We start from the raw sequence: 12,548 nt of genomic DNA, 5'->3' as shown, positions 1-12,548 counted from the left end.
AGGTCCTCACCGGTGCGCTCGGCGGAGCGGGTGTCACGTTGTCAGGCGATGTCCTCTCGCCGCAGACGGTGCGCCGGCTGGCGTGTGACGCGGCGGTCATCCCGATGGTGCTGGGCGGTAAGAGCCAACCGTTGGATGTGGGGCGGGAATGGCGGCTGGTGACCAAGGGGCTGCGGGTGGCGTTGTGGCAGCGGGACCGGGGGTGCACCTTCCCGGGGTGCACCGTCCCGGCGCAGTGGACCGACGCGCACCACGGGCGGCACTGGTGCCGTGGGGGGAAGACCTCGCTGCTGAACACGTGCCTGCTCTGCCCTCGGCACCACACCTACGTCCACGCCCACGACCTGGTCCCGACCATCACCGCCACCACCGTGACCTGGCACCTGTAGCCACCGCGCCCCGCACCCCCCGCCGGCCACCGCCCGCAGGGGGTAAGCGAGCGCGCCCGGGGGCGGGCGAGCGCGCCCCGGGGGGTGAACGGAAGTGGCCACTCGAGGTGGGGAGCGGGGCCGGGGGCGGGCGCGATCGTGCGCGCCCCGGGGGGTGAACGGAAGTGGCCACTCGAGGTGGGGAGGGAGCGGGACGTGACGTGACGGGGCGGGGCGCCCTTCGGCGCGACCGCTGAGCGGACGGTTCCCGGCGTGCCGTGAGTGACTGCTAGAGCGCGAGGTCGTGCCTGTCGACCCAGTGCTCGCACGGGTGGGTGGAGTTGGGCCGCACGCCGCGGCACTGCGGCAGGACGCCGGGTTCGAGGAGCTCGCCGGACGTGGGGTCGGGCTCCCACAGCGCGGCTGAGAGGCTCCACACGCGGCCGATCACCGCGCAGTCGCACGTCGCGCCGCGCCGCTGCAGCCGAGCCGCGAGAGCCGTGGCCCTGCGGGCACGCTCCGACCGCCAGCGCTCGACCCACCCCAGCACACCTGTGCACCCTCGATCGGCCACCATGCGGTGCACGAAGCACGCGAGGCACTCCCCCGGCCCCGGTGCGTCCCTGCCGTCGAGGCCGATGGGCTGCTTCGTGCGGATGTCGATGACGTTGGACATCGTCGCGCTCCTCTCGTCGTCCCCGAAGCCTCTCCCCTGGTGCCCGCGGCCGCGAAGCGTTCACCGGCGGCTGTGGACGACGCGGCCGGCCACGTGATCGGATGTGGACGTCGACTGCCGACCAGGGCAGCACACCGTCTAGCGTGGGTTCCCGTGAGCCCCGAGCGGATCGCCGTCATCGGTGCCGGCATCGTCGGCGCCTCCATCGCCCGTGCCCTCGTGCGCACCCATCCGGGCGTCGAGGTGACGATCCTTGAGAAGGAGCAGGTGCCGGGTCGCCACCAGACCAGCCGCAACAGCGGCGTCGTGCATGCCGGCCTCTACTACCTCCCCGGCTCGGCGAAGGCGCGGCTGTCCCGACGAGGGGTGGCGCTGCTGCGGGACTACTGCGCCGAGAAGGGGCTGCCCTACCTCGAGGTCGGCAAGCTGCTCATCGCCCTCGACGAGCCGGAGGAGGCTCGCCTCCGCGTCATCGCGGAGCGCTCGAGCGCCAACGGCGTCCCTTCGGTGCGTTGGCTCTCCGGAGCCGAGCTCACCGAGGTGGAGCCCCACGTTCGCGGCCGGTGCGGGCTGCACTCCCCCACCACCGCCATCGTCGACTTCGGCCGAGTCGCCGGGTCGATGGTCGACGACGCGGTGTCCGACGGGGCCCGACTGCTCACGGGCTTCGCGGTCACCGGTATCGACGTCGGCCGGACGACCCGGATCACGGCCGCATCCGGAGACGAGGTGGAGGCGGACCGGGTCATCATCGCGGCCGGGCTGCACGCCGACCGGCTGGCGGCCCTGGCGGGCGACACGGCATACCCGCGCATCGTGCCGTTCCGCGGGGAGTACCACCAGCTCGCGCCCGCCGCTCGCCACCTCGTCAAGGGACTGATCTATCCGGTCCCGGACCCGAGGTATCCCTTCCTCGGGGTGCACCTGACAAGACGCGTCGACGGATCCGTCCTCATCGGGCCGAACGCTGTCCTCGCCCTTGCCCGGGAGGGCTACACCAAAGGCGTCATCGACGTCCGCGAGCTGCGCGGCCTGATCTCCGACAAGGCGTTTCGCGAGTTCGCCCGGCGAAACCTCCGGACCGGCGCGGCGGAGACGTGGGGGTCGTTGGGCCGTCGCGCCTTCCTCAACGGGGCTCGGCGCTACGTGCCGGAGATCCGCGCCGCCGACATCCAGCCGGCCCCCGCCGGCGTGCGGGCGCAGGCGCTGGACGCCGACGGCGCGCTGGTCGAGGACTTCCGCTTCACCCGCGTGGGCAACGTCTTCTGCATCCGCAATGCGCCCTCCCCCGCTGCCACCGCGTCGCTCGCCATCGCCGACATGGTCGTGCACGAGCTCGGGCTACCGCTGCTCCTTGACTGACCGACCAGCATGGCCCGCCCCGGGCGCCGCCGACCGGCACACGCTGGCCGACTGGTCAGAGCCGCTCAGCGGCGCGAGGCGTCGGCGAGGAGCGCCTCGAACGGCGTCACGTCCGAAAAGGGGTCGACCGGCGGGGCGGGCGCCGCGCCGGTCACCAGCCGCGCGAACTGCGAGCCGGCCCGCTCGATCCGCACTCCCAGTTGGCCGGCCTCGACGCTGCCCCAGTCCTCCGACGCGGCGAAGACGCCCACGGGGGCGACGAGCGCCCCGAGGTGTGCGAAAAGCGGTCGCAGGGCGTGGTCGATGGCGAGCGAATGCCGCGAGGTGCCTCCCGTGGCGCCGAGCAGGACGGGTGTGTCGCGGAGCGAGTCCTGGGGCAGCACGTCGACGAGCATCTTGAACAGGCCGCTGTAGGAAGCGGCGTAGACCGGTGTCGAGACGATCAGCGCATCCGCGGCGGTGATGGCGTCGATCCGCTCCTGCAACGCCGGCGAGGCGAACCCGGTGAGGACGTTGTTGGTCAGGTCATGGGCGATGTCCCGGACCTCGACGACGTCCACGACCGCGTCGCGCTGCGCGCCGAGCCCGCGCACCGTCGCCTCGGTGAGGCGGTCGGCGAGGAGACGCGTCGAGGAGGGCCGGGTGATCCCGGCGGTGAGAACGGCGATCCGGACCGTGCTCATCGCGGCGCCACCTCCGGCGAGGCGCCGGTGACGTCGTCGACACCGGAGACCACGCTTGCCACCGGGCCGCCGGCGGCGGTGAGGAGGCTCTGGTGCGTGGGGGCGTCCGGCACGTGTGCCGGCTTGAGCGCCGCGAACTCCTTGCGCAGCACCGGCACAACCTCCTCACCGAGGAGGTCGAGCTGCTCGAGGACCGTCTTGAGCGGAAGCCCCGCATGGTCCATCAGCCACAGCTGTCGCTGGTAGTCACCGGCATACTCGCGGAAGCCGAGGGTGCGCTCGATCACCTCCTGCGGGCTGCCGACCGTGAGGGGCGTCTGCGCGGTGAAGTCCTCCAGGCTCGGGCCGTGGCCGTAGACGGGCGCATTGTCGAAGTAGGGTCGGAACTCGCGCACCGCGTCCTGGCTGTTCTTGCGCATGAAGACCTGTCCGCCGAGGCCGACGATGGCCTGGTCGGCGCCGCCGTGCCCGTAGTGCTCGAACCGCCGGCGGTAGAGCCCCACCATCTGCGCCGTGTGACTGGCGGGCCAGAAGATGTGGTTGGCGAAGAAGCCGTCGCCGTAGTACGCGGCCTGCTCGGCGATCTCGGGGGTGCGGATGGAGCCGTGCCAGACGAAGGGCGGTATGCCGTCGAGCGGGCGGGGGGTGGCCGTGAAGCCCTGGAGCGGCGTGCGGAAGCGGCCCTGCCAGTCGACGACGTCCTCGCGCCACAGCCGGTGCAGCAGGGCGTAGTTCTCGATGGCGAGCGGGACGCCGTCTCGGATGTCCTTGCCGAACCACGGGTAGACCGGGCCGGTGTTGCCGCGGCCCATCATGAGGTCCACTCGGCCGTCAGCGAGGTGCTGGAGCGTGGCGTAGTCCTCGGCGATCCGCACCGGGTCCGTCGTCGTGATGAGCGTCGTCGATGTCGAGAGGATGATCCGCTCCGTCTGCGCGGCGATGTAGGCCAGCGTCGTGGTCGGGGCGGAGGGGATGAAAGGCGGGTTGTGGTGCTCGCCGGTGGCGAAGACGTCGAGGCCGACCTCCTCGGCCTTCTTGGCGATGGCGATGGTCGCCTTGATCCGCTCGTGCTCCGTGGGGGTGCGCCCCGTCGTCGGGTCGGTGGTGACGTCGCCGACGGTGAAGATCCCGAACTGCATGTCGCTCCTTGGTTGACGGTTCAATCACTCTAACGGGTCCGCCCTCCTGCGCATTCCCGTGTGATTCCCGTATGTCATCCTGTGCCCGTGGCCTCCGAGACCAGTCCGAAGGACCGCTTCATCACCGTCTACGGGCGCAACCCGGTCCTCGAGGTCCTCTCCGACCCACAGCTGCACGTCGACAAGGTCGTCATCGCCGAGGGCGCCCGGGGACCCGGCATCCGGGAGATCGAGCAGTCCGCGCGCCGCCGCGGCGTGGCGGTGCAGCACGCGAGTGCCGAGCGCGTCAAGAAGCTCGCCGGCAACGGCCGCCAGGACCAGGGGGTCTTCGCCGACGTCATCGCCCCCCGGATGCTGCCCCTGGAGACGGCGCTGGGCCAGCCGGGGCTGCGGACCGTCATCGTCCTGGACGGCATCACGACACCGGCCAACGTCGGGATGATCCTGCGCTCGGCCACCGCGGCGGGCATCGACGGCATCGTCGTGCCCCGGCGCGGGGTGGCCTCGCTCGACCCGCTCGTGGTCAAGGCCTCCGCCGGTGTGGCCTTCCGAGCGCCCATCCTCAAGGCGTACACCGCCCACGAGGCCGTCGCCGCGCTCAAGGACCATGGCTTTGCGGTGATCGGCCTCGATGCCGGAGGCGACACCGACCTCTTCACGGCCCGCCTGCCGCAGCCTGTCGCCTTCGTGCTCGGGAGCGAGACCGCCGGGCTCGGACCGGACGTCGCCGCGCTCGTGGACACGTGGGTGAGGGTGCCGATGGCCTCGGGCGTCGAGTCGCTCAACGTCTCCGCCGCGGCGGCCGTCGTCTGCTTCGAGCTCGTCCGCCGCTCCCGGGCCTGAGCCGCGTCTCGCGCCCGTCCGGCGCGGTCAGCACCACTTCTCCACGAGCGCCCGCACCACCTTGATGTCTCGCGCGGTCGTGACGGCCGGGGTGGAGCGCCACAGGGGGGCCGTCGGGAACCTCGCCTCGTGGAAGCCCCTGTCGATCCAGAGCGCGATGTCCCGGCCCACCACGAGCGCCCGCTCCCCCGGCTCGGACCAGGCGTTGACCTGCTTCACCGTGGTGTCGCCGAGCGGGCCGCGGACGAAGACGACGTAGAGGCGGGCGGCAGCCCCGAGCGGTGACGGGAGCGCGTCCACGGCCGTCGCCAGGTCGCGGAGCTCGACCGGGGTCCGTGCGATGACCGGCACCTCGAAGCCGAACGTGCTGGAGATGAGCTCGCTCAGGGTCGCCTCGACCTTCGCGGCGGTGCGTGTCGGCGTCGTCACCCGCACGTTGCCGCTCTGGATGTGCGTCTGCACGTCGCCGAAGCCGTGCTCCTGGAGCAGGGCGCGCAGCTGGTCCATCTTGACCCACCGGGGCCGCACGTTGACGGCCCGCAGGAAGGCGACGTATGCCGGCACGGGGGCCTCGCTCCTCGCCTCAGTGCCCAGCGGTGAGGTGTCCGGCCCCGACCTCACGGACGCGGCCGCCGACCAGGATGTCCCCCTCGCCCGTGACCCTGAGCGACAGGCGGGACGGGCGGCCGACCGCGGTCCCCTGCGAGACCTCGAGGTGGACGTCTCGGCGCCCCGACGTGACGAACCACCCGCCGAGGTTGGCGCAGGCCGACCCGGTGGCCGGGTCCTCGAGCACGGCGTCGTCCTGGGTGAAGTAGAACCGGGCCTCCGCGGTCTGCGGGCCGGTCTCGGCCCAGACGTAGACCTGCGGGTTGCCGTGGGCCGGCATGGCTGAGGCGGTCAACCCGTCGTGCGTCGGTCGGCAGGCGCGCACGGCCTCGCTGTCCCGCAGCTGGACGATGAGCTGCTCGACGCCGCAGTCGATCCAGCGAGCGGCACCCGGCACGAGCTGGTCCGGCGACAGCCCGAGCGCCTCGGCGAGCTGCGCGGGCGAGGCAGTGACGTCGCGGGCGGTCGGGGGCCGGGACTGGAGCACCCACCGCAAGCCCTCCCGCGTGACCGGGATGGGCCCCGCGGGCAGGTGGAGGGTGACCCGGTCGAGGTGCTCACCGGTCAGGGTCCCGATCGCCTCGGCCACGACGTATGCCGTGCCCAGGGTCGGGTGCCCCGCGAACGGCATCTCGTGCGCCGGCGTGAAGATCCGGACGGCCGCCGCGGCCGACCGCACGTCGAAGGCCGTGACGAAGGTGGACTCGCTGAGGTTGAACTGCCGAGCCCAGGACTGCATGTCCGCCTCGGTGACGCTGGCGGCCTCCGTGATGACGCAGAGCGGGTTGCCCGAGAAGGGCTCGCCCTCGATCGAGAAGACGTTGAGCAGGCGAAAGGGCAGCTTCATGCCGCTCAGTCTGCCGGACGCGCCCGCCGGCAAGGCTCGACCGGCCGCTTCCGATCGCTTCGGCCCCTACTTGATGACGAGCGTGCCCTTCTCGCCCGCCGCGAAGTGCTGGGGGAAGGTGCACAGGTAGGTGTAGGTGCCCGCGGGGGCGGTGAAGGTGATCGTGTTGCTCTGGCCTCCCTCGATCAGGCGGGTGTGCGCGACGATGGCGGGGTCGTGCACGTCCAACCAGTCCTTGTCGTCACCGGCAGCCTGGCCGCTGGCCACGACGCGGCTCTCCTGGCCGGCCTTGACGAGCACCCAGTTGTGGCCGACCTCGTCCTTGGGGTCCGTGTGGTTGGAGAACTTCAGCCTGATCTTGGAGCCCACCGGCGCCTCGAGCGTGCCCTTGTCGTACCGGAACTCCCTGGCCCCACTGGCGCTGCCCACCTCCAGCTTCACGACCCCTGCGGCGACCGGAGCGCTGGCGCCCGGGTCCAGCGTCGCTGTTCCGACTTCGTCCGGGTCCGGGCCGGTGGAGGTCGACGCCGCGCTCGACGCCGTCCTGCTCGACGCCGCCCCGCTCGACGGGGCGGCGTTCGGCTTGCCGGCATCGCTACATGCCGCGAGCAGGGCGCTGCAGACTCCGAGGCCCATCACGCGGTGGAAACGCCGTCGCGTCAGGCTCCGGGCATCCGTCCAGGAAGACGCGCCCCCGGCGGCGTCACGCGCCTGCATGGTCCTGCTCATGGCTGTGCTCCATCCTTCGTCGCAGCGTCAGAACTCACCATCGGCAGCTTCGTCCTTGGCCTTGCGGCGGCGCAGGCGTGGAACGAGCGCGATGAGCATCAGGGCGACCGGGGTGCCGATCGCCACGGGCAGCACTCCCCCGGGGTTGCTCTTGGCGAAGGCCTTCACGGTGAGGTGGATCCCCGGGCTGGAGACCGGTTGCGTCGTCGCGTTGGGGCCACTGGGCTTGGGAAGCACGGTCAGGTAGACCATGTAGTCCCCCTCGAGGATGGCCTCGACCGTCCACGTCTGCTCACTCGATTCACCCGGGGCCAGAGGATCCACCTGCTGGGTCCGCTCAGGCGACCAGTCCTCGGGATCGACGGGATCCCCTTGGCCGGTCTTCACGATGTTCATCGCGACGTTCAGCGGGGGTGACTCTTCCGAGCCGGCGTTCATGACCACGGTGTTGAACTCCACCTCGTCGCTCGCGTTGACCGTCTTGTAGCCCAGGTCAGTCGAGATCTGCAGGCCCTGTCCCGACGCGGTGGTCATCGCCTGCGCTCTGGGCGCCGGCACCGACACGAGAGCCGCCGTGGCGCCGAGGATGAGCAGGACGCCCGCGACCCGACCCCACGCCGCCGAGCGCGGCGGCCCGGCCTCCGCGTCCAGCCGCAGCCGTGGCGCGGCATACAGGAAGACCACGGCGAGGATGCCGACCGCCGAGAAGATCGCGGCCATCAGGTAGGGCATCTTCTCGGCCACGGTCCTGTTGTTGACGAGAACCTTCTCGAGGAACTCGCTCGACGCCTGGAGCGGGTTGAACTGCTGGATCAGGTAGCCCAGGTCGCCCTTCTGGGCACTTCCCGGCCACTGGGTGGGGATCAGGAAGACCAGGTAGACGACCAGGCTGGCGAAGAGGCTGGCCCGGTTCGACTTGGCCCAGATGCTCACCAGCATGCCGAACCCGGTGAACGCCATCGCGAGCAGCCCGCCGAGGAGGGCGCCCAGCAGCAACCCTTGTTGCAGGCTGTCGTCGCCGCGGGCCAGCACGACGACGTACGGCACGGTGAGCAGGAAGGTCACGGGCCACGGTGACATGGCCGCGAGGAACTTGCCGAAGACGATCTGCCGTGGTCGTGCCGGGGTCAGCAGGAGCGGCTCAAGGGTCGCTCGCTCCCGCTCGCCGCTGATGCTGTCCGCCCCGATGACCATCCCGACGAAGAGCCCGAAGGAGATGCCGCTGAGGATGGTCAAAAAGGCCATCTCCACCGGCGGGATCAGGCTGAGCTCGCTCTCGATCTGCCTGAGAGCCGACGTCACGGACATCACGACACTGAAGAGGATCAGCAGGAGCAGGACCCGGCCTCCGGTCCACAGGTCGATGAACTCGCGCCTGAAGACCAGCCACCACACGGGCGGGGCGACGCCGTGCCGCTCGACCCGCTCGACGAGGTGGTCATGCGCAACGCTCATCGCAATGCCTCTCTGGGTGGTCCCTGTTGCACTTGTGGTTGGCCCGTCGCCTGCGGTCCGTCATCCCCCAGCCGTCAGACGCAGGCGCGGTGCGGAGTAGACGAAGAGCACCGAGAGGATGAGGACGGTCAGCACGGCGGGGGCGACGAGGTACACCCACACCTCGGCCACGGACCGGCCCTCTGCCAGCACCTTGGTCAGGAGCAGGCTCGAGGACTCCACCGGATCGACGGCCGAGACGAGCACTCCGCCAGACGAGTTGAGGAACTCGGTGGGCAGCTGCGCGGGGATCAGAGACCCGGCATACACCAGCAGGCACACGAAGAGACTGACCCGGCTCGAGTCCGTCCAGATGCTCACCAGCATGCCGAAGCCGACGAACGCCGTGGCCAGCAGACTGCCCATCACCGAACCCCAGAACAGGGCTCGCCACACCACCGGGTCTCCTTGGGACAGGGTCGCCACGTAGGGCACCGACAGGACCAGCGCGGCGGGCCAGGGCGTGAGCGCTGCAAGGAACTTCCCGGCGACGATCTGCCGGTGGCCGGACGGTGTGAGGAGCAGCGGCTCGAGGGTTGCCCGCTCCCGCTCGCCGCTGATGCTCTCGGCGCCGATGACCAGGCCGATGAACAGCCCGAAGGTCATGGCCGACGTGACGGCGACCACGACCGTCTGCTTCAACGTCACCAGCTTCAGCTCGTTGTTCGTGGCCAACAGGTAGGCCGTGACCGACATCAGGACGGTGTAGATCGCCAGGAACCTGAGGATCCGTCCCCCGGCCCACATCTCGATGCACTCCTGCTTGCACACGAGCCACCACGCAGGAGCGGTTCGACGTGGCGCGTGGACGCCCGCGTGGCCAACCGACAGCTGCTGGCTCATGGGATGGCAACCGCCGTGAGCTTCAGGAAGACGTCCTGCAGCCGCCCGCCGCCGGCATCGAAGCCCAGGATGGGCACGTCCGCCCGGATGAGCGCGTCGAGGATGCTGTTCCTCACCCGGGACACGTCATCGGGTCCGGAACCGTTCGCCGGACCAGCGAGCTCCACCGCGAGCCATCCCGACGACTCCTCGGTGAGAGCGGCATCCGCGATGCCCGGGACCGCGTCGAGCACCTCTCGGGTCACGGCGATCGACCCGACGGGCACACGTATCCGGACGCGATGGTCCAGGTTGGCGTCCGCCTGTCCGACCACCTCGGCGACCGAGCCCTTCGCCACGACGTCGCCGGCATTCATGATCACCACGTCGTCGCAGACGTCCTCGATCTCGGACAGCAGATGGCTGCACAACATGACCCCCTTGTTGCGCTCCCGAGCAATGCCCTGGATCAGGGTCAGCAGCTCTCGCTGTCCGCGGGGGTCCAGGCCGAGGGTGGGTTCGTCGAGAAAGACCACGGCCGGGTCGTTGACGAGCGCCCGTGCGATGCCGAGCCGTTGCCGCATGCCGTGGCTGAAGGATCCGATGGTGGACTCGGCCCGGTTCTGCAGCCCCACATCCTCCAGCAGGCGCGCTGCGACGTGTCGTGCCTCAGCCGCCGGCCGACCGTAGAGCTGGGCGAAATACGCCAGGTATCCGGTCGCTGTGAGCTGCTTGGGAAACCCCAGGCCCTCGGGCAGGACCCCGATCCTGCGCCGGATGGCCTCGGGATGCCGCGAGCTGATGCCGTCGACGACGAAGTGACCGGACGACGGCCGCAGGATCGTGGTGAGGATCCGCATCGAGGTGGTCTTGCCGGCGCCGTTCGGACCCAGGAAGCCGAGCACCCGTCCCGCCTTGAGGGAGAAGGTGAGCCCCTTGAGGGCCACCCTGTCCCCATAGGTCTTTCGCAGGTTCTCGGCCGCGAGAATCTCCGTCTCGCCGGCGTTCCGCGAGCCAAGGGCTTGGTTCATCCTGCCGACCCCCCCGATGTGGTCTGCGTAAGGACGTTCGATAAGCCGGGACCGAGTCGGTCCGTCAGCCGCGCGGCCGTCTCGGGACCCCGATCCTCGGGCCCGGCGCCAAGACCAGACTGGTGCGGCCAAACATGGTGCAAAAGGTGTCTCACACGATATTCCTGCTCGTGCGGCCAGGTCCCCGGAATCGGAAATAGTGGTGGTCGCTCGTCAGCGCCGTGCCGGCACCGGGATGCGGTCGAGGTCCCGGGCGGCGTGGGTCTCCGGGAACACCACGCGCGCCTGCTCCGCGAACCGAGCCTCGTCGGGGTGCCGCTGCGAGTAGTGGGTGAGGACGAGCCGGCGCGCCCGCGCCTGCGCTGCGATCCCCGCGGCGTCGGTGGCGGAGAGGTGGCCGTATGCCGCGGCCTGCGCGCCCTCTGCGGCGAGGAACGTCGACTCGCACACGAGCAGGTCCGCATCCTGCGCGAGGTCCACGGCGGCACGGCATACCCGGGTGTCCATCACGAAGGCGAACACCTGCCCCGGGCGTGGCTCACTGACCTCCTCCACCCGCACCCGCCGTCCGCCCACGTCGAGGACGCCCTCCCGCACGAGCCGCCCCACGTCAGGGCCGTGGATGCCTCGCTCTGCGAGCAGGTCGGCGCGCATGCGCCGCGCCACCGGCTCCTCGAACCGCCAGCCGTAGGTCGGGATGGGGTGGTCCAGGGCCCGGGCGTGCAGCGTGAAGGCCGGTCCGGCGTCCACCACGCCGTCCGCCGACACGGCATGCTCCCGCAGCGGCGGCAGCCGATGGGCGACGCTGGCGTGCACGAGCCGGTCGACGTACTCCTGGCCCGCCGCCGGGAAGTAGAGGTCGACCGGGCGCTCCACGCCGTCGAGCGCCAGCCGCTGCAGGATGCCCGGCAGACCAAGGCAGTGGTCGCCATGCAGATGGGTGATGCAGATCCGGGTGATCGCGCCCGCCGGCACGCCGGCCAGCGTGAGCTGGCGCTGGGTGCCCTCGCCGGGGTCGAGGAGCACGCCCTCGTCGTCCCAGCGCAGCAGCGCCCCGTGGTGCGCCCGCCGCCGGGTGGGCACCTGGGACGCCGTCCCGAGGACGACCAGCTCGCGGGCACTCACCGACCCGACCCCCTCCCCCGACCTGCCCCGCCGACCCTGTGCTGACCGCTTGCATCCTCTCAGGCGGCCGGTCCGCCACGTCAGTACATTGGTCGTCATGCACACTCCCGACGGCATCGTGCCCGGCAGCCTGGTCCTCGTCCGGCACGGTGAGACGGAGTGGTCGCGCAGCGGGCAGCACACCGGCGTGACGGACCTGCCGCTGCTGCCGGACGGTGAGCGCGCCGCGACGCGGCTCGCCGCCGCCCTCGCCGAGTACTCGTTCGTGCGGGTCCTGGTCTCTCCCCTCCAGCGGGCGCGCCGGACCGCGCAGCTGGCCGGGCTCTCGGACGTCGAGATCGACCCGCGCCTGGTCGAGTGGGACTACGGTGCCTACGAGGGCCTGACGACTCCGGAGATCCGCGAGCGTCTCGGTCACGCCTGGGAGGTCTTCAACGACCCCATCGAGCCCGGCGAGACCCCGGGCGAGTCGCTGTCCGAGGTGGCGCAGCGGGCCCAGTCGGTCCTCGACGACGTGGTGCCGGAGCTCGCGCGTGGTGACGTGGCGGTCTTCGGCCACGGCCACGCGCTGCGCATCCTCGCCGCCGTGTACCTCGGCGTGGACCCGGCCTTCGGCGCGCAGCTCGTCCTCGACGCGGGCTCTATCAGCGCCCTGACCCACCACCGCGCGACCCGGTGCATCGGCGCGTGGAACCTCACCCCCGGGAACGCGCTGCCCGCCTGACCGTATGCCGCCCCACCAAGGCCCGCCACCCCCGCGCGTCGAGTGGCCACTTTCGTACGCCCCCACCCGCTCGAGTGGCCACTTTCGTACACCCCC

General features: G+C 71.1%; 14 protein-coding genes. 4 read left to right on the top strand and 10 right to left on the bottom strand.

The features are described 5' to 3' along the window. The coding region (locus VFJ94_RS04245; protein ID WP_325002947.1) for an HNH endonuclease signature motif containing protein at window positions 1-389 on the top strand (389 nt) is incomplete at its 5' end. A gap of 268 nt (window positions 390-657) precedes the next feature. Here VFJ94_RS04245 and VFJ94_RS04240 read toward each other — a convergent pair. Further along, entirely contained in the window at window positions 658-1,044 is a 387-nt protein-coding gene (locus VFJ94_RS04240) for a DUF2695 domain-containing protein (protein WP_325002946.1), read from the bottom strand. Between the two features lie 153 nt (window positions 1,045-1,197). Here VFJ94_RS04240 and lhgO point away from each other — a divergent pair, with 153 nt between their 5' ends. Beyond that, the gene (lhgO, locus tag VFJ94_RS04235) at window positions 1,198-2,406 is read left to right on the top strand and encodes an L-2-hydroxyglutarate oxidase (RefSeq protein WP_325002945.1); all 1,209 of its coding nucleotides are present in this window, start codon (window positions 1,198-1,200) and stop codon (window positions 2,404-2,406) included. A 65-nt stretch (window positions 2,407-2,471) separates the two neighbouring features. On the opposite strand, the gene VFJ94_RS04230 is transcribed toward lhgO, so the two are convergent. Both VFJ94_RS04230 and VFJ94_RS04225 read right to left on the bottom strand, forming a co-directional pair. Continuing rightward, a complete protein-coding gene (locus VFJ94_RS04230) occupies window positions 2,472-3,089 on the bottom strand; it encodes an FMN reductase (RefSeq protein ID WP_325002944.1) in 618 nt (205 codons plus the stop codon). Beyond that, the gene (locus tag VFJ94_RS04225) at window positions 3,086-4,228 is read right to left on the bottom strand and encodes an LLM class flavin-dependent oxidoreductase (protein ID WP_325002943.1); all 1,143 of its coding nucleotides are present in this window, start codon (window positions 4,226-4,228) and stop codon (window positions 3,086-3,088) included. Before VFJ94_RS04225 ends, VFJ94_RS04230 begins: the two co-directional genes overlap by 4 nt. Before the next feature lie 87 nt (window positions 4,229-4,315). On the opposite strand from VFJ94_RS04225, the gene VFJ94_RS04220 reads away from it, so the two are divergent. Then, on the top strand, window positions 4,316-5,071 hold the full coding sequence (locus VFJ94_RS04220; RefSeq protein ID WP_325002942.1) for an RNA methyltransferase: 756 nt from the start codon (window positions 4,316-4,318) through the stop codon (window positions 5,069-5,071). Between the two features lie 27 nt (window positions 5,072-5,098). Here VFJ94_RS04220 and VFJ94_RS04215 read toward each other — a convergent pair whose 3' ends face one another. The 7 genes from VFJ94_RS04215 to VFJ94_RS04185 form a co-directional block, all read right to left on the bottom strand. Further along, window positions 5,099-5,635 carry a DUF1697 domain-containing protein gene (locus VFJ94_RS04215; protein ID WP_325002941.1) on the bottom strand — a complete coding sequence of 179 codons (537 nt, stop codon included), beginning with the start codon at window positions 5,633-5,635 and terminating at the stop codon, window positions 5,099-5,101. Between the two features lie 19 nt (window positions 5,636-5,654). Next, window positions 5,655-6,527: a PhzF family phenazine biosynthesis protein gene (locus tag VFJ94_RS04210; RefSeq protein ID WP_325002940.1), complete on the bottom strand. Its 873-nt coding sequence runs from the start codon at window positions 6,525-6,527 to the stop codon at window positions 5,655-5,657. A 66-nt stretch (window positions 6,528-6,593) separates the two neighbouring features. Continuing rightward, entirely contained in the window at window positions 6,594-7,256 is a 663-nt protein-coding gene (locus tag VFJ94_RS04205; RefSeq protein ID WP_325002939.1) for a plastocyanin/azurin family copper-binding protein, read from the bottom strand. A 27-nt stretch (window positions 7,257-7,283) separates the two neighbouring features. Beyond that, window positions 7,284-8,711 (bottom strand): ABC transporter permease subunit, encoded by a 1,428-nt coding sequence (locus VFJ94_RS04200; protein ID WP_325002938.1) that lies wholly within the window; start codon window positions 8,709-8,711, stop codon window positions 7,284-7,286. Window positions 8,712-8,771: 60 nt separating this feature from the next. Next, a complete protein-coding gene (locus VFJ94_RS04195) occupies window positions 8,772-9,593 on the bottom strand; it encodes an ABC transporter permease (RefSeq protein WP_325002937.1) in 822 nt (273 codons plus the stop codon). Further along, complete coding sequence (locus VFJ94_RS04190; RefSeq protein ID WP_325002936.1) at window positions 9,590-10,603, bottom strand: ABC transporter ATP-binding protein; 1,014 nt, start codon at window positions 10,601-10,603, stop codon at window positions 9,590-9,592. Before VFJ94_RS04190 ends, VFJ94_RS04195 begins: the two co-directional genes overlap by 4 nt. 213 nt (window positions 10,604-10,816) lie before the next feature. Next, entirely contained in the window at window positions 10,817-11,728 is a 912-nt protein-coding gene (locus VFJ94_RS04185; RefSeq protein WP_325002935.1) for a ribonuclease Z, read from the bottom strand. Between the two features lie 97 nt (window positions 11,729-11,825). Between VFJ94_RS04185 and VFJ94_RS04180 the strand changes: the two genes are divergently transcribed. Beyond that, on the top strand, window positions 11,826-12,452 hold the full coding sequence (locus VFJ94_RS04180; protein WP_325002934.1) for a histidine phosphatase family protein: 627 nt from the start codon (window positions 11,826-11,828) through the stop codon (window positions 12,450-12,452). Window positions 12,453-12,548 lie beyond the last annotated feature (96 nt).

Source organism: Intrasporangium sp. (assembly GCF_035688975.1).
Taxonomy (GTDB): Bacteria; Actinomycetota; Actinomycetes; order Actinomycetales; family Dermatophilaceae; genus CALMNV01.
Note: the sequence above shows the minus strand (reverse complement) of the source record. Positions and strands in the feature narration are given on the sequence as shown.